General features: G+C 39.8%; 15 protein-coding genes. 8 read left to right on the top strand and 7 right to left on the bottom strand.

The window, feature by feature from the left end; all coding sequences use genetic code 11:
* Positions 1–40: 40 nt before the first annotated feature.
* Positions 41–1231, bottom strand: coding sequence for an Lnb N-terminal periplasmic domain-containing protein (locus KZP23_RS05635; RefSeq protein ID WP_226335120.1), 1191 nt, complete (start codon positions 1229–1231; stop codon positions 41–43).
* Between the two features lie 131 nt (positions 1232–1362).
* Between KZP23_RS05635 and KZP23_RS05630 the strand changes: the two genes are divergently transcribed.
* Positions 1363–3597 carry a T9SS type A sorting domain-containing protein gene (locus KZP23_RS05630; protein WP_226335119.1) on the top strand — a complete coding sequence of 745 codons (2235 nt, stop codon included), beginning with the start codon at positions 1363–1365 and terminating at the stop codon, positions 3595–3597.
* Positions 3598–3652: 55 nt separating this feature from the next.
* Here the strand turns inward: KZP23_RS05630 and glmS are convergent, their stop codons facing one another.
* Genes glmS through KZP23_RS05615 form a run of 3 tightly spaced genes read right to left on the bottom strand, consistent with a single transcriptional unit; the run spans position 3653 to position 7697 of the window.
* Positions 3653–5494, bottom strand: coding sequence for a glutamine--fructose-6-phosphate transaminase (isomerizing) (gene glmS, locus KZP23_RS05625; protein ID WP_226333912.1), 1842 nt, complete (start codon positions 5492–5494; stop codon positions 3653–3655).
* Between the two features lie 39 nt (positions 5495–5533).
* Complete coding sequence (locus KZP23_RS05620; RefSeq protein WP_226335118.1) at positions 5534–6958, bottom strand: DUF4270 family protein; 1425 nt, start codon at positions 6956–6958, stop codon at positions 5534–5536.
* Positions 6882–7697 (bottom strand): glycogen/starch synthase, encoded by an 816-nt coding sequence (locus KZP23_RS05615; RefSeq protein WP_226335117.1) that lies wholly within the window; start codon positions 7695–7697, stop codon positions 6882–6884. Before KZP23_RS05615 ends, KZP23_RS05620 begins: the two co-directional genes overlap by 77 nt.
* Positions 7698–7824: 127 nt before the next feature.
* Between KZP23_RS05615 and panC the strand changes: the two genes are divergently transcribed.
* The 6 genes from panC (at position 7825) to KZP23_RS05585 (ending at position 13105) form a co-directional block, all read left to right on the top strand.
* Positions 7825–8682: a pantoate--beta-alanine ligase gene (panC, locus tag KZP23_RS05610; RefSeq protein WP_226335116.1), complete on the top strand. Its 858-nt coding sequence runs from the start codon at positions 7825–7827 to the stop codon at positions 8680–8682.
* Between the two features lie 30 nt (positions 8683–8712).
* Positions 8713–9060, top strand: a complete 348-nt coding sequence (panD, locus tag KZP23_RS05605) for an aspartate 1-decarboxylase (protein WP_186757425.1) — start codon at positions 8713–8715, stop codon at positions 9058–9060.
* 2 nt (positions 9061–9062) lie between these two features.
* Positions 9063–10079 (top strand): lysylphosphatidylglycerol synthase transmembrane domain-containing protein, encoded by a 1017-nt coding sequence (locus KZP23_RS05600; protein WP_226335115.1) that lies wholly within the window; start codon positions 9063–9065, stop codon positions 10077–10079.
* A 20-nt stretch (positions 10080–10099) separates the two neighbouring features.
* Positions 10100–10789, top strand: a complete 690-nt coding sequence (locus KZP23_RS05595; RefSeq protein WP_226335114.1) for a zinc metallopeptidase — start codon at positions 10100–10102, stop codon at positions 10787–10789.
* Positions 10790–10893: 104 nt separating this feature from the next.
* A complete protein-coding gene (locus tag KZP23_RS05590) occupies positions 10894–12033 on the top strand; it encodes an acyl-CoA dehydrogenase (protein WP_226335113.1) in 1140 nt (379 codons plus the stop codon).
* Between the two features lie 139 nt (positions 12034–12172).
* Positions 12173–13105, top strand: coding sequence for an AraC family transcriptional regulator (locus tag KZP23_RS05585; RefSeq protein ID WP_226335112.1), 933 nt, complete (start codon positions 12173–12175; stop codon positions 13103–13105).
* Here KZP23_RS05585 and KZP23_RS05580 read toward each other — a convergent pair.
* From KZP23_RS05580 to KZP23_RS05570, 3 genes are read right to left on the bottom strand one after another with little or no spacing between them, the layout of a single operon-like run.
* A complete protein-coding gene (locus tag KZP23_RS05580) occupies positions 13085–13867 on the bottom strand; it encodes a geranylgeranylglyceryl/heptaprenylglyceryl phosphate synthase (protein WP_226335111.1) in 783 nt (260 codons plus the stop codon). The genes KZP23_RS05585 and KZP23_RS05580 overlap by 21 nt on opposite strands.
* Positions 13848–14219 carry a hypothetical protein gene (locus tag KZP23_RS05575; RefSeq protein ID WP_226335110.1) on the bottom strand — a complete coding sequence of 124 codons (372 nt, stop codon included), beginning with the start codon at positions 14217–14219 and terminating at the stop codon, positions 13848–13850. Before KZP23_RS05575 ends, KZP23_RS05580 begins: the two co-directional genes overlap by 20 nt.
* Positions 14209–14574: a phage holin family protein gene (locus tag KZP23_RS05570; protein ID WP_226335109.1), complete on the bottom strand. Its 366-nt coding sequence runs from the start codon at positions 14572–14574 to the stop codon at positions 14209–14211. The genes KZP23_RS05575 and KZP23_RS05570 overlap by 11 nt, the downstream gene beginning before the upstream one ends.
* Before the next feature lie 569 nt (positions 14575–15143).
* On the opposite strand from KZP23_RS05570, the gene KZP23_RS05565 reads away from it, so the two are divergent.
* Positions 15144–15878, top strand: coding sequence for an LOG family protein (locus KZP23_RS05565; protein WP_226336490.1), 735 nt, complete (start codon positions 15144–15146; stop codon positions 15876–15878).
* The last annotated feature ends 1 nt before the right edge of the window (position 15879 follow it).

Genomic DNA, 15879 nt, shown 5'->3' with positions numbered 1-15879 from the left:
TTTAGTGTCCTTAACTAACGTTTTTTTGGAGGTTAAAAGTTTATTGAACTTTCATATTCCTTTTATATGCTTTCAACCTATCTAGGTTATAGTAAAGGTAATTTGTCCTCAAAATGATTACCAAAATGAATGGCAATACGCTTGGGTGGAAAGATTGCCAGCCTAATATCCAAAAGACGATGGCCGCATCTGCCATTATTAAGGCGAATAGCAAATATTTCTTTACCCATTCTGCTGGATGTTTTTGGCTAAGTCCATATACTAAAATCCCATGTAATGGAAATGCCCATAAAAGGTTCCAATTATACTTGGTAGCAGTGTGTTCCGTAAAGAACCAAAGGGATATTACTACTAATCCTAAAAAGCTGAGTACAAGAAACAGTCCCTGGTCCAGACCGATAAAGAGTCTTTTCTTTTTGAAACCAATATAGGTGAATACTATAAATACGATGGCTATCAGCCAAAAGAGAAAGTAGGGATTGAAGATACTGGCCTCCATATTTACTGGTGGCAGGTCCAAAACGGTTGATTGGCTTTTTACTAATGGTCTGGTAGGTCCATCACCTACAATTTCTGCCCGGCCAAATGCTGCTTCCATATAATCCGGCAAAAATTGCTTTTCCCTTTCACTGGTCGAAACATCTATTACACTCCCTAGGGCAAGGTCAATGCCCAAATCTCCCCAAGGTAATGGTAGGACATATTCATCTATCAGGTTCCTAAAAGTTTTTTCATCAGCATCAATAGGATCTTTCCATTCCAGTTGATCGCCCAGAACTACTTCCAGCATATCTCTGATCCTAGTAGCACAATTGTCATAGAAGAAATCATAGCGGTAGTAGCGGTTGTCAGGCTGGTAGTTGATTTGCAGGAATTCTACTGCTTTGGCAGCCTGCTGTGGATTGAGATCCAAAACTTGTTCTCTTACTGCTCTTCCTGAATAGGTGTAATGTTCAATAAATGACTGGTAAGTGCTTATACTAAGTTTATAGTCCAATTTTCCTTGAGCAAACTTCAAATAGAAATTCGGGGTGTCAAAGTCAAAGGTTCCATAGTTAAAAACCAGATCTCTGCCGTTTTTTTGATCCACAACCCTCACTGCACTGTGTCCAAAAATGCTGTAAAGTTCAGTTCCCGGATCACAGGTTAAAAGGCTGACTTGGTATTTCTGAGCTTTTAAAATGTTGGTAGTCAGTAGAATAATAGAAAAAAGTAGTCCTATTTTTTTCATTTTTTTTGATATATTATTAAATTAAAATGCATCGAATTTTTTGAAAGATGAACTTTTTAATTACACTTCATTTTTTTGGAGGCTTGACTTCGAAACGAAATTACAAGATAATATCCATAATTTTTATGTGTATGAGGATATTATCCCTAAATACCTATGCCCAGTCTGCAGGGGATTATAGAACGATTTCAAGTGGGGATTTTGATAATGTGTTGATATGGGAAGTTTATGATGGTAGTCAATGGGTATCAGCCATAACCAAGCCGGGTATAAATGCTGCTGTATATATCGAGGATGGTCATGAAGTTGTCTTGACACAAAATGAGGAAATCAGGTCTCTTTATCTTAATGCACAAACAGGAACAGGGAAAAAACTGAATCTTAATGATTTTGAATTAGATCTTTATGGAAGTTTAAATGCCTATTCAGGATTAGCCCCTGGAAGTTCCGGAGGGGCATGGAATACCATTGATTGGATTGGGAGTAGTGAGGATAGTAAATTGGTATTTAAGGGGGATTCAAGAGTAATCATTCCCAGTGGTGCTTGGAGTGCTTTTACGACCAGGAGTCGTTATACGGTTGTTTTTAATGCCAATCCTGGCGAAGTTCTGAGGGTGCAGGAATCAATAAAAGCGAATAGATTTGTGCTTAAATCCGGAAAGGTTCTTCAAGAGGGGATACCAGGCCTGGATTGTGCCAGTTTTTCTTTCAATAATGATCCAGCGCTGATAGGTCCTTATGGTGATTTGGTTATTGAAGATGGTGCAAGTTTGGAGTCTGACTGTTCTGAAGGCATTCTTTTCCGATCAGCAAGCGGATTGGTACCCGCATCATTATTGGACCTTGAAGAGGGTGGAAACTTGATTTTTAATGCAAATGATCCGGAGATAAATGCTGCTACTGTACATTTTGATGGAACCGTTTATTATGCCTCCAATTCGGGGATCCAGAATTTTGTCAGTACGAGTATGGTTGGAGCTATTTTACCTGAAACATATAATCATCTTGTTTTTCAAGGTAATGCCCAAAAAAACTTACCTACTATATTAGAAGTCGCCGGAAATGTGGAAAAAGTAGATGGCGGTAATATTGTGGATAACAATACGGATCTATTGATTAGCGGATCCGCTGATCAGGCAGTTACTGGTTTTGCACTTTCTGTATCAAATTTGGAAGTGAACAAATCTGCAGGAATGCTCTTATTGGATAATGACCTTGAAATCACTAACGATTTCAAAATGATTCAAGGAGCGATTGATTTTGATAATCATGATTTATATATCAATAGTAGTGGCTTAGGTTCCTACCAGTATTCTGATGGGAGTTGGCATAATCTTATTCGGCTCCACTATAGTCAAATTCCAATTATCTTAAATAGCACAAATGCTACTTTCCCTTTTGTGGATAAGTATGAGGGTGGCATAAGAAAAGTCCAATTGGAGGGTGTTCATACTGCTTTAAATTCAGTGCTTTCCATTACTTATCAACAGATTCCAGGAGTGGACCATCATGCAAACTTCTTGGATAATGATGGAACGAATATCCTTTATCAGCTGAATAGCTATTTTACTTTGAACACTGGGTCTAGCGATAATGTCGATTTGATTCTTAGGATTTCTGCTGACGACCTTATTGTGGATAATGTCAATGACATTCGGGTAGTCGGGGACCATATTGCTGCTGAAGGGGATCACTTGGCAGCAGAAGATGATGCGGGAGAATTCTTTGCCAGGCGGGAGGTGTCACTGAGCGAAATGGACGGGGGAAAATTCACTGTTGGAAGTTATGTCTCCGCCTCCATTCTTCCTTTAAATTGGCTGTCTTATTATGCCAGGAAAGATGGTGAAGATAATCTGCTTATTTGGACCGTAGATGAAGGGCAAGATATTGATAGCTATCGGATTTATCGTTCTATAATGGATGTGGATAAGTTTGAATTGATTGGAAAAATAGCCTTAGAAAACAGCCATGGGAATTTCAGTGCTTATACTTTTAGAGATCGTGTTTCGTCAGTTTATCCACAAGTGTACTATCAAATTGGTGCTGTGGATAAGTATGGTGAAATAAAGTTTTCTCCCGTATTTGGCCTTATTCGAGAAAGGGAATATATTCATCAGATCAAGATTTTTCCAAATCCCTATCGGTATGGAACTTTGCATATTGGAGTACCGGAAAATTTCTATTCAAAAAGGGTAAGAATACAAATTAAGGATATTCAAGGAATAAATGTTGGATCCTTTGAAGGTGAATATGGTAATATTCAATTATCTCTTAAGAGGAAATTACAGCAGCTTTTTCCTGGGATTTATATTTTATCCTTTTTTACAAAGGACGAAGTTTATACCAGCAAATGGATGAAAAAATAAAAGGCTGTGAATTCATGAATTCACAGCCTTTATGGTTTGTTTTAGATGTTGCTTTTTACTCTACAGTAACTGACTTAGCCAGGTTTCTAGGTTGGTCTACATTACAGCCCCGCATCACTGCAATATGGTAAGAAAGCTGCTGCAAAGGAATCACAGAAATCAAGGGGACAAAGGCTTCGTGAGCTCTAGGGATTTCAATGACATGATCGGCCATTTTTCTCACAGTTTCATCGCCTTCTGTCACTACGGCAATGATCTTCCCTTTCCTCGCTTTAACCTCTTGGATATTGCTGACCACTTTCTCATATGAGCTATCCTGTGTAGCAATGAAAACAACCGGCATTTCCTCATCGATCAGTGCAATGGGGCCATGCTTCATTTCAGCGGCAGGATAGCCTTCAGCGTGTATATAAGAGATCTCCTTAAGCTTCAATGCACCTTCTAAAGCAACAGGGAAATTATATCCCCTGCCTAAATAGAGGAAGTTACTGGCGTCCTTATACTGAGCAGATATTTTTTCAATTTGCTCATTAAGTTTCAAGGCCTTTTCTACTTTTGCTGGAATGGCTTCCAACTCACTTAAAAGCTGCATGTATTTGCTCTCGGGTAATGTACCCCTTTGGTAGCCGAGCATTAGGGCCATCATGGAAAGCACAGAGATCTGGGCCGTAAAAGCTTTTGTGGAGGCAACACCGATTTCTGGTCCCGCATGGGTATAAGACCCAGCGTGTGTTGCTCGTGCGATGGAAGATCCCACCACATTGCATACGCCAAAGATGGTTGCTCCCTTAGATTTGGCTAGCTCAATGGCCGCCAAGGTATCCGCTGTTTCACCAGACTGGGAAATGGCAATGACAAAATCCTTGCTGTTGATAACCGGGTTTCTGTACCTGAATTCCGAGGCATATTCTACCTCAACAGGTACCCTGGCGAATTCCTCAAAGAGGTATTCTGCCACCAAGCCTGCATGCCAGCTGGTCCCGCAAGCAGTGATGATGATCCGGTCGGCATTTTGGAACTTGTTCATATAGTCCCTTAATCCGCCTAAGACCAATCGGCCACCTTTGGCATCTAACCTTCCGCGCATACAATCCGCAATGGACCTGGGTTGTTCGCTGATCTCTTTAAGCATAAAGTGATCAAATCCACCTTTTTCGATAGACTCCAATTCCATCTCCAATTGGTTGATATAAGGGTGGGTCTCTACATTCTCAATGGTCTTGATCTGTAGTTTGGCATCCCGGATCACAGCGATTTCATAGTCGTCCAAGTAGACCACTTGGTTGGTGTATTCCACTATCGGGGTAGCATCAGAAGCTAAGAAGAATTCATCCTCTCCTACTCCAATGACCAATGGAGACCCCTTTCTGGCAGCTATGAGCGTATCAGGTTCATCCTTGTGAATCAAAACAATGGCATAGGCCCCTACGATTTTATGCAGGGCCAAGCGTACAGCCTCTTCAATGCTGCAGTTGTTGTTTTGATAAATGTCTTCAATAAAGTTGATGAAGACTTCTGAATCCGTTTCACTATGAAAGGTGTACCCCTTATTGATCAGGTCAGTTTTCAGCACATCATAGTTTTCGATGATTCCGTTATGGATCATGGCGAAATTTTCTGATGAGGAATAGTGAGGGTGAGCATTGGCATCGTTGGGTTCACCATGCGTTGCCCATCTCGTGTGACCTATCCCAATATGGGAATGGAGGTTGGTATTGTCCAAAAGGGAGTTTTCCAGTTCGGAAACTTTTCCCTTTTTTTTGTAGACATTCAGGCCGGCTTCGTTTAGTAAGGCCACACCGGCACTGTCATAGCCTCGATATTCGAGTCTTTTTAGGCCTTTTATGATGACAGGCAGGGCTTCCTGCTTGCCAACATAGGCTACAATTCCACACATAAAAGTTTTTGTTTATTAGGGTCGGAAATTTATTTTAAGCTATCTCATTTTGGTATAGAAAATTTTAAGTTTGATAGAGTTTTGGTTCAGTACATATTCTCTTAGAGAACGGATTTCATCTGGTTGATAGTATGGAGAACTTTGCGTACTGGGAGTTCTTGGATATAATAAAATATCGGTTCTTTCTAAGTCAGTTCTGAAAAGAGAATTTACATATGAGCTAATGCTGATTTCGTAATTGAACTTTTCAGAATTGAAGAGTAATGGATTGGCTCCTGCTGGTGTAAATGCAGGGATTACATTTCCATCTTCATCAGTGACGGTTTGATTGTATCCATCTGATTGAATGGATAAAAGCATTCCATCTACTTCCCTAGTTAGGATTTTGTTGGTCTCATCCGTGAAATAAGGGATGAAACTTGCAGGAGGAAGTTTGCCATCAGGGAAATTCTCAACTGGTCCTAATTCCAAAAGTGCCTGATTAAAAGTAACATTTTCCAAGGTATCAAGGAAATTTGAAAGCGGTTCCATGTCCAATTTCACCATTAATCCGAGAAGGTTTTTTCCACCAACTAGATTACCTACATCATAGGCCTTGTTTTTTTCTATAAGGGCTTCTGTAGGGGTTCCTGTTTTATCTGTCAGGATGCCATTAAAATGCCTGGATGCAGAAGTGTGGATTGTATATGAAGTGGAAACAGTATCCTCTTCATCCTCATGGTAATAGATTTTGATCCCAGTAGCTTCTCCAGCGGATACATTAATAGCAGTTTCCTCATCAGGATTTCCCTTTAGTGCAAAGCCTGGGAAGTAATTTCTAAATGAAAAAATATCATTAAAGATAGGATCATCATTTTGTAACTTAGTGAAAAGATCCATCGCAAAGGTTTCATCCATATTCATGGCTACCAATGTGTCGGAATTTTCCTTGAGCATAAAAGATCCAGAAGCAAAGGGACTTTCCTCGTAGGCTAAATGATTGAAATTATAATAGGAGGTATCCAGTATAGGCTCAGTGAGTTTATGGGCAGAAAAGCTTTTAAGGTTGTCCAGGTCCTCTGCGGTCAAAGAGGTAATATTTAAATTGAATCTGGCAGAATCAAAAATGGCATCCTCACTAGGCTTTGTAGCTGCTGCGCTGAATGTCATCCTACTGTAGCCAATGGATTCGGTTCGACCGAAATATTCACTATTATCACCCCCTGCTACTAATCGAAGTGGATTGGTGGTATTGATAGAATCCACATCCACCAAATAAGCAGAAAGGGGTATTTCTGCGTAGAAAACCCCTATCTGATTTATATCTGGGTCCAATATCAATCCAGCATCAGATGGATCGGTACAGGAACTATTTATCGTGGTAGAAACTAATAGGAAAGCAGCAAGCTTAGCCTGCCAAGTCCGTATAGATGTTGTAGTAACTTTCAAAAAGTTGTTCTTCTTCTTCTTCGTTGTTAATCTCACACTTTTTATCTTTAGAGCACTCTTCAATGATTTGATTCAGATTGTCAGAGATTTCATCGCCTTTGATCACAACATCAGCATATTCCATACCTATTTTAAGGAATCCTTCGTAGTCTTTAGACTTCAAAGGTGCCAAGATGCTGTCGTCAATGTCAACCATTTTTACTTTCTCCAACAAATCATCGCCAAATTTATGATTAAATCCGTTATTATAAATAGTAAAGACTGATTTTGTGTCTTTGAATAACGGTTCGTTTTTATACGTTGTTTTTAGGTAAAGGGGAATCAAACTGGTCATCCAGTCATTACAGTGAACGACGTCCGGCGCCCAACCTAATTTTTTAACGGTTTCAATTACTCCTTTACAGAAGAAAATGGCTCGTTCGTCATTGTCTTCATAGAATTTTTCTTGTTTGTCAAAGAAAACGCTTTTCCTCTGGAAATAGTCTTCATTGTCAATAAAATAAACTTGAAGCTTTGCGTTTGGAATGGAAGCCACCTTGATAATCAAGGGTTTTTCCTCCTCACCGACAGAAATGTTGATTCCTGAAAGCCTTACCACTTCATGCAACCTGTTCTTTCTTTCATTGATCAAACCAAATCTAGGAACAAGAATACGGATTTCCATTCCTTTCTCTTGCATGGCCTGTGGTAAAGCCCTGACAAAGTTGGCAACCTCAGAGGTTTGAAGAAATGGATTGATTTCACTTGCTACGTAGAGAATACGAAGTTTAGACATATCTTGTTTTTTTTATTGAGGGATAATACGGGACTACAAAGATACAAAAAAAATTACAAAAACCCATTGATATTGTCCAGAATAATTTACTTTTGCTCCTATTTTGCAAAGCAAAATCCAATGACAAGTGAAAATCATTAATACAAAATATCAGGCTCTAGATCAGCTGTTTAAGAGCAGGATTGAAGGAAAGACCATAGGCTTGATACCTACTATGGGGGCCTTGCATGAGGGACATCTGAATTTAGTGGAAAAGTCCAAATATCATTCGGATGTGACGGTGGTTTCGATTTTTGTCAACCCTACACAATTCAATAATCCGGAGGACCTTGAGAAATATCCAAGGACAGTGGAAGAGGATCTTAAGCTGCTGGAAGGCAAAGGGGTGGACTATGTGTTCCTTCCTGAAGTAAATGAAATGTATCCTCAGCCAGCCAAATTGAAAATGGACTTTGGTGCTTTGGAGACTATCCTAGAGGGGGCCTCAAGGCCAGGGCATTTCAATGGCGTAGGGATAGTCGTTTCGAAACTGTTCCACATCATCAATCCAGATTATGCCTATTTTGGACAAAAGGACTTGCAGCAGGTGGCCATAATCCGTCAAATGGTCAATGATCTGTCTTTTTCGGTGAATTTGGTGGTGGTGCCCACAGTAAGAGAAGAGGATGGTCTGGCCATGTCTTCCAGAAATAGAAGGTTGAATATAACGGAAAGAAAGAAGGCTTTAGTGCTCTATGAATCAATGGTTTTGGCTAAAAATGAACTTTTAGCAGGCAGGTCTTGGTTTGAGCTTAAAGACAAAATACAACATAAATTTAATCAGGTAGATGGGGTGAAGCTGGAATATTTTGAGCTAGTTGAGACGGAAACGCTCAATATGGTGGCTAATCAAGGTATTAAAGACTTTGGCCAGGAACAGAAATATTCGCTTTGCACCGCGGCTTTTGTTGGAGATGTAAGGTTAATCGACAACTTACCGATTTAATGTTTAAATTTGTGGCAAATTTATAGAATGATGCAAATTCAGTTATTGAAATCTAAGATTCACAGGGTTAAGATTACACAGGCAGAGCTCCATTATGTAGGGAGTATTACGATTGATGAGGATTTGATGGATGCGGCCAATATGATTGAGAATGAGAAGGTGCAGATCGTCAATATCAATAATGGTGAGCGCTTAGAAACTTATGTGATCAAAGGAGAAAGAGGCAGTGGCATGGTTTGTCTGAATGGACCAGCTGCCAGAAAAGCGCAGGTGGGAGATGTGGTGATTATTATTTCTTATGCGAGTATGGATTTTGAAGAAGCCAAAAAGTATAAGCCAATAGTGATATTTCCGGATGATGCTAACAAATTGATATAAGCTTGAAACTATCTCTAAAGCAGTGGATCCAAGTATTGGTCTCACTTTCAGTGGCGGTTTGGATCTTTTGGTTCTTGTATAAGGATATTAAAATGGAAAGCCTGTTGGATGCACTTCAGCAGGCTTCACTTTTTTGGATAGGGCTGTCTATCCTTGTGTCCACACTCGGTTTTTGGATCAGGGCTTGGCGTTGGAAGCTGTTGATCAATGCCGATTTGGATGAGAAAATACCTACATCGAGGAGCTTTTGGGCTTTGATGGTAGGGTATTTGGTCAATATGCTGATACCAAGGGCTGGAGAAGTGGCCAGGTGTGGGGTGCTGAAGAATACCAATGGCCTTCAAGTGAGCAAATTGCTGGGCACCGTGATATTGGAACGCTCAGTGGATTTGTTATTTATGATTTTGGTGATTGTCCTTGCTTTCAGTTTGGAGCGAGATGTATTTTTGGATTTAACAGCTGATTTGATTTCAGTTGATAACCTGAAAGGGATTTTATTGGATTACCTGCCATTACTGATTGGAGGAATTTTATTGCTGCTTATCATAATCTACTGGGTAAAGAGAAGGTACCGTGACCATGGCTTGGTGCAGAAGTTCCAGCATTTTATGCGGGAGTTTATTTCCGGCCTCAAAAGCGTTTCCAGAATGGAGCATAGAATGGGATTTTGGCTATCTTCAGTTATTATTTGGGTAATATACTTTCTGATGATGTATTTTATATCCTTGGGAATACCTTCAACTGCCAATTTGTCCCCCTCATCTGTTTTAGTGGTGATGGTGATGGGCAGTATTGGCATGATTGCTCCTGTTCAAGGTGGGATAGGTACTTTTCATGCACTTGTCGCCTTTATTTTGATGACATATGGTCTTAGTGAAGAAGAGGGCAAAATTTTTGCAGTTATTGTTCATAGTTCTCAGGTTTTGATAGTGGTAGTGGTAGGTGTCATCAGTTTATTGGCAGTGGCAAAAATTTCTTTGATATCAAAACCAGCAACAGATGAGTTGCGTATTAAATAGGTGTTTAAACAAACAAGAATATGTTATTAATCTTAATTGTAGTTGTATTTGGGATTTTAGGCTTTGTGGTAAGCAGTAAGCTTAAGAGTAAGTTTAAAAAATATTCCCAAACGGCCCTTCAATCGAACTTGTCGGGGAAGGAAATCGCTGAGCTGATGCTAGCAGACCACGGTATTCATAATGTATCTGTAAACTGTGTGGATGGGCAATTGACCGATCACTATAATCCACAGAATAGAACGGTGAATCTTAGCCCAGATGTATATTATGGTAGAAATGCTGCCGCTACTGCTGTAGCAGCCCATGAGTGTGGGCACGCAGTGCAGCATGCTCAGGCCTATGCTTGGTTAAACCTTAGGTCTGCCATGGTGCCTATGCAAAATGCTAGTGGCAAAATTTTGAATATTGTATTGATTGCTTCATTGTTTGGAGGGTTCTTGATTGGGTTACCGTATGAATTCATTGGAGTAATCGTGGTCGGAGCTTATGGTATTATGACCTTATTTACCTTTGTGACTTTACCGGTGGAATTTGATGCGAGTAAAAGGGCATTGGCTTGGGTACAGGAAAGGAATATCGTGACAAGCGCTGAATATAGCATGTCCAAAGATGCCCTGAAGTGGGCCGCGATGACTTATGTGGTAGCTGCTCTGGCTTCACTGGCCACGCTAGCTTATTATGCTTCTGTCTTTTTTGGGGGCAGGGATTAAACGAAAAATTATTCAATATTAGATATTTGAAAAGGGGGGCAAGCAATTGCCCCTTTTGTTTTTTTAGGCTATATTCCTCTATTCTATAAATAAACCCAAAACAAATGAATTTTACCCTCACAGAAGAACAAATAGCCGTTAGAGATGCTGCCAGGGATTTTGCCCGATCGGAACTTTTACCTGGAGTAATAGACCGTGATACCCATGCGACTTTTCCCAAAGAGCAAATCAAACAAATGGGACAATTGGGCTTTTTAGGGATGATGGTGGATCCCAAATACAATGGTGGAGGCATGGATAGCATTTCCTATGTCCTTGCCATGGAAGAAATATCAAAAATCGACGCTTCTGCTTCAGTAGCCATGTCCGTAAACAACAGTTTAGTTTGCTGGGGACTGGAGCACTATGGCAGTGAAGTCCAAAAAGAGAAATACCTTAAACCATTGGCCGCAGGGGAAAAACTGGGGGCTTTTTGCCTTTCGGAGCCAGAGGCAGGCTCGGATGCCACTTCCCAAAAGACCATAGCCGAGGAAAAAGGAGATCATTACCTGATCAATGGTACTAAAAATTGGATTACCAATGGAAGTACGGCAAGTATTTACTTGGTCATTGCACAAACAGATCCCGAGAAGAAACATAAGGGTATTTCCGCTTTTATAGTAGAGCAGGATATGGCGGGTTTTGAGGTGGGAAAAAAGGAAGATAAACTGGGTATTAGAGGTTCAGATACGCATTCTCTAATGTTCAATGATGTGAAGGTTCCCAAGGAAAACCGTATCGGTGAGGACGGTTTTGGTTTTTCCTTTGCGATGAAAACCTTGGATGGTGGACGGATAGGTATTGCTGCGCAGGCATTGGGAATTGCATCAGGGGCTTATGAGTTGGCACTTGCTTACGCCAAGGAGAGAAAAACCTTTGGCAAGCCTATAAGTCAGCACCAAGCGATCCAGTTTAAATTGGCAGACATGGCGACGGAGATTGAAGCAGCCAGACTTCTGGTGATGAAGGCTGCTTGGCTGAAGGACCAAGGACGAGACTATGGGCAGGCCAGTGCTATGGCCAAGCTGTATGCTTCAAAAGTGGCCATGGATGTGACAGTAGAAGCTGTTCAAATCCATGGCGGATATGGATTTGTCAAGGAATATCATGTAGAAAGGCTTATGAGGGATGCAAAAATTACTCAGATTTATGAAGGAACCAGTGAGATTCAAAAAATAGTTATATCCCGATCCTTATTAAGATAATAGGTGTTTAGTTAATAAAGTACAATGTTTGGCAAGAAAATGAGCGAAAATTTTATTGTTGTCAAATAATGTATTATTTTTATTATATAAATGTTAAAAAAATCATAATTTTACGCGTTACTCAAAAAATGCGTTTATCATGGAATATTACAATAAAGTCATAGAATCCGTTGGAGTACGGTATATGAGGGGAAATAATTTTAAGGTGGAAAGACCAGTTACGGTCACTGACTATATTGAACCTGATAATACTGTTATACTTTTACACCAAGGAGTATTAAAATTCGGAGAGGAACAGGAAGTAGTGAATGAAGGAGAAATCCTATTTATTCCTGCTGGAAGGGCCTCTAAGGTGACCTTTGGTGCGGCCACCAAAAGAGGTGAGACCAATAATGATAACTTTATAGAGAACAAGAAGAAACACCTTCAGAGTATTAGCTTTAAGGATATCAAGAAGATTGAAGAGGACTGTGTTACCCTTGTGACTTTTGAAGCCAAGGTTTTTGATGTAGTAAATTTCTTCAATTCATTGGGCATACCCCCTTTTATTATTCGCTTTAATGACCGTTTGGCATCTATCATAGAAGATGTGGTCAAGGAATCAGAGCAAAATACACCTGGTAAGGAGCGAGTGATCAAATTGCACACTGAGCTTTTGGTAGTGGAATTGGTCAGACATATTCTGAAGAATCGTCTATTTGTGGAGGAAATGTCTACCAACAGTACATATTTTAAAGATCCTCGATTGATCGATATGTTCAACTATATCAAGAAAAATATCGGTGGAGATCTTTCCAATAAGGTATTGGCGAAAGTGGCCAATGTATCAGAGGATTATGTAGGCCAATATTTCAAAATGCTTACCGGAATCAATCCTCAAGATTATATCGAATACCAAAGAATGGAAGCAGCTGTGGACCTATTGCGTACTACTAAGAAAAGTATCCGTGATATTGGTAAAGAAGTGGGTTATAAGGATACAGCCTATTTCTGTAGAAGATTTAAGATGATGTATGGTTTGCCTGCAGGCAAGATGAGAAGAAGAGAATCCCTAATTAACGTTCAGGGATAAATTATAGACATGAACATAATCAAGCACCTCGGTCAGCAGACCGGGGTTTTTTTCTATCCCATTACCTAGTACAATCAAATCGGCTCCCGCATTCCAGGCATTTTTGGCTTTTTCCACTGAATTGATTCCCCCTCCTACTATCAAAGGACAAGCTGTATGCTCCTTTACTTGTGCAATAATAGTTTTGTTTACCGGGCTGTTGGCCCCACTACCTGCGTCTAAAAAAAGGTATTTTAATCCTAAAAATTTACCTGCCAGGGCTGTGGCCACTGCCAAAGCCGGTTTGTTATTGGGGATAGGAATGGTCTGACTGATATAATTGACACTGGTGATTTCACCATTATTGACCAGCATATAGCCTGTTGGTAGAATTTCCAAATTGCTTTTGGCCAAAATAGGTGCAGCGGTTACCTGTTGACCAATTAAAAGTTCAGGGTTTCTTCCAGAAATAAGCGATAAGAACAGAATGCCATCCGCATCCTCATTAATCTGGATGACATTTCCAGGAAAGAGCACTACGGGTATTTCCGGGCAGGTGCTTTTTATGAAAGCAATGAGTTGGTGGATATTTTGTGCTGTAAGCAAGCTGCCTCCTACAAAGAAGAAATCGACAGCTTTACCGGCGGCCATATTGATCAATGCTTCAAAGGACCGTTTGTCCGCTATCTTTTCTGGATCTATCAGTAGGGCCACTGCTTTTTGGCCAGTCAGATGCAGTGCATTTAGTTTTGAGCTAATTTGATCAGGCTTTTTTCTTGGCATTAGCTGCTTTTTTTGATAATTCGTCCATCAATTTAGCCTGGCCAACAGAGAGCAATACCATAAAGAGCCTTTTGCCCATTGAGCTCATCACTGAGGATCTTTTCCTAGTGGCTTTTTTAAGGGTGTTTTTATCGATATTACCTTCACTATCCAGTTCTTTGATGAGCTTTTTAAGCTTTTTGTCCTTTTTTTTACTGAACATTCTGGAAACACCATAAGAAAGGACGCCTCCAGCCAGTATAGCACCTCCCAGCTTTACCCAAGTTTCTGACTCTTTTTTCAAGGTGCCGATTTGCTGTTCCAATTGCTTCTCTAGATCCGCAGCTTCTTGCTTAAGGTCTTTATTCGTCATGATCTTTTTTCTGGTTTTTGGTATAAACAAAAAATTTGTGCAAGCCTTCAAGTATGGAGTTCTGTATGGTTTTGGAGTCTTTTATTACATAAAGGACAATGAAGAGTCCCACATAAATAAGTCCCACATAGAAAAAACCAAGGGCATTGGAATAAGTGATCTCGGCAAAATAAAATGCTAAGGAAATGCTGGAGAATAGCAGGATGAGCACAGCTAAAATCACCATCATGCTCAATAGGGCAATTTTTGTGATCAATTGCGCTATATGTTCCTCAAAATCCTTTTTGACCATTTCTATCCTGACCTCAATTAACTTTTTGACGGTCTTGATAATCTCAGCGGCGTTTAGCATCATTTTAGATTTATAATTAAAAATTTGTTCTAGCGACTAATACACTACAATATACGTCAAAAACCTTGCACCGAAAACTAATATGTAGGGTCCTTTGCGGGAAAATCAACATAAAAGAAAGCCTTTTTATGTTATTTGATGTACAGTTTTTAAAGGGTTCTACTCATTATTGCCATAATATTCAATGATATAACTGATAGTCTTCTTGGTTTGAAATCATATGAATACGATAGTTTTCTAATTTATGAAAGTTTGGATTTTTTTCTGGATAGAAAGTGATGGCTCCTTTGGTTGTATGGGATTTAAAGAGAATAAGGATTTTTTGGGTTGTATAGTGTTGTATAGCAGTGGTTTAGTTGGGTTGTGGGTAAGTTGTGATCCATTGCGCCAAGAATTTTGAGCTAATATTCTTTCCAAAAAGAATGTCTCCAAAGGTCCTAAATGAGAGTAGATATTTAACTAATGGTGCATTTTTCCGTTTTATTATTAATGAAAAAGATTAATTTGGATTACTAAAAGTACCCACTTTTGGAAATGTCTCGATAGAAGTTTTTTAAACCTAAATGATTATGATGAACGGAGAAGCCAAAAAAAAAGAGATGACAGAAGAAGAAAGAATACGCCGAGCTTTTAAGGAGAAAGATTGGAGTGAAATAAAAAGCGCAAATTCATGGGTGATTTTTAAAGTCATGTCAGAGTTTGTGGAGGGTTTTGAAAAGTTAGCAAAGATAGGCCCTTGTGTGTCCATATTTGGTTCTGCGCGTACCCCCCAGGAAAATAAATATTATAAAATAGCCGAAGAGTTGGCGTCAAAATTGGTCAGACATGGCTATGGGGTAATTACTGGAGGTGGTCCTGGTATCATGGAAGCTGGAAATAAGGGAGCCCATGCGGAGAATGGTAAATCTGTGGGATTGAACATACAATTGCCTTTTGAGCAGTTCAACAATATTTATATTGACCAGGATAAATTGATCACATTTGATTATTTCTTTGTCAGAAAGGTTATGTTTGTAAAATACGCACAGGGATTTATCGTGCTTCCAGGAGGTTTTGGAACCATGGATGAACTATTTGAGGCGATGACATTGATCCAGACCAAAAAAACCGGCCGTTTTCCGATCATATTGGTCGGGAAGGAGTTCTGGGAGGGCTTGATAGATTGGATCAGAGGTGTGATGTTGGAAAAACACAAAAATATAAGTCCAGAAGATATGGATTTGTTCTCAGTGGTGGATACTGCTGAGGAAGCGGTCAAGTTGATCGACGAATTTTATAATAAATACCTATTATCTCCGAATTTCTAAT

Source organism: Echinicola marina (assembly GCF_020463795.1).
Taxonomy (GTDB): domain Bacteria; phylum Bacteroidota; class Bacteroidia; order Cytophagales; family Cyclobacteriaceae; genus Echinicola; species Echinicola marina.
This window is presented reverse-complemented; position numbering and strand designations above follow the sequence as displayed.

What these genes read in the sequence shown, in the direction of transcription:
- glmS (WP_226333912.1), bottom strand. Translation starts at nt 5,494, where the DNA reads ATGTGTGGAATTGTAGCCTATGTTGGCAAGCAGGAAGCCCTGCCTGTC.
- KZP23_RS05565 (WP_226336490.1), top strand. Translation starts at nt 15,144, where the DNA reads ATGAACGGAGAAGCCAAAAAAAAAGAGATGACAGAAGAAGAAAGAATA.
- KZP23_RS05570 (WP_226335109.1), bottom strand. Translation starts at nt 14,574, where the DNA reads ATGATGCTAAACGCCGCTGAGATTATCAAGACCGTCAAAAAGTTAATT.
- KZP23_RS05635 (WP_226335120.1), bottom strand. Translation starts at nt 1,231, where the DNA reads ATGAAAAAAATAGGACTACTTTTTTCTATTATTCTACTGACTACCAAC.
- KZP23_RS05580 (WP_226335111.1), bottom strand. Translation starts at nt 13,867, where the DNA reads ATGCCAAGAAAAAAGCCTGATCAAATTAGCTCAAAACTAAATGCACTG.
- panD (WP_186757425.1), top strand. Translation starts at nt 8,713, where the DNA reads ATGCAAATTCAGTTATTGAAATCTAAGATTCACAGGGTTAAGATTACA.
- KZP23_RS05590 (WP_226335113.1), top strand. Translation starts at nt 10,894, where the DNA reads ATGAATTTTACCCTCACAGAAGAACAAATAGCCGTTAGAGATGCTGCC.
- KZP23_RS05575 (WP_226335110.1), bottom strand. Translation starts at nt 14,219, where the DNA reads ATGACGAATAAAGACCTTAAGCAAGAAGCTGCGGATCTAGAGAAGCAA.
- KZP23_RS05585 (WP_226335112.1), top strand. Translation starts at nt 12,173, where the DNA reads ATGGAATATTACAATAAAGTCATAGAATCCGTTGGAGTACGGTATATG.
- KZP23_RS05615 (WP_226335117.1), bottom strand. Translation starts at nt 7,697, where the DNA reads ATGTCTAAACTTCGTATTCTCTACGTAGCAAGTGAAATCAATCCATTT.
- KZP23_RS05595 (WP_226335114.1), top strand. Translation starts at nt 10,100, where the DNA reads ATGTTATTAATCTTAATTGTAGTTGTATTTGGGATTTTAGGCTTTGTG.
- KZP23_RS05630 (WP_226335119.1), top strand. Translation starts at nt 1,363, where the DNA reads ATGAGGATATTATCCCTAAATACCTATGCCCAGTCTGCAGGGGATTAT.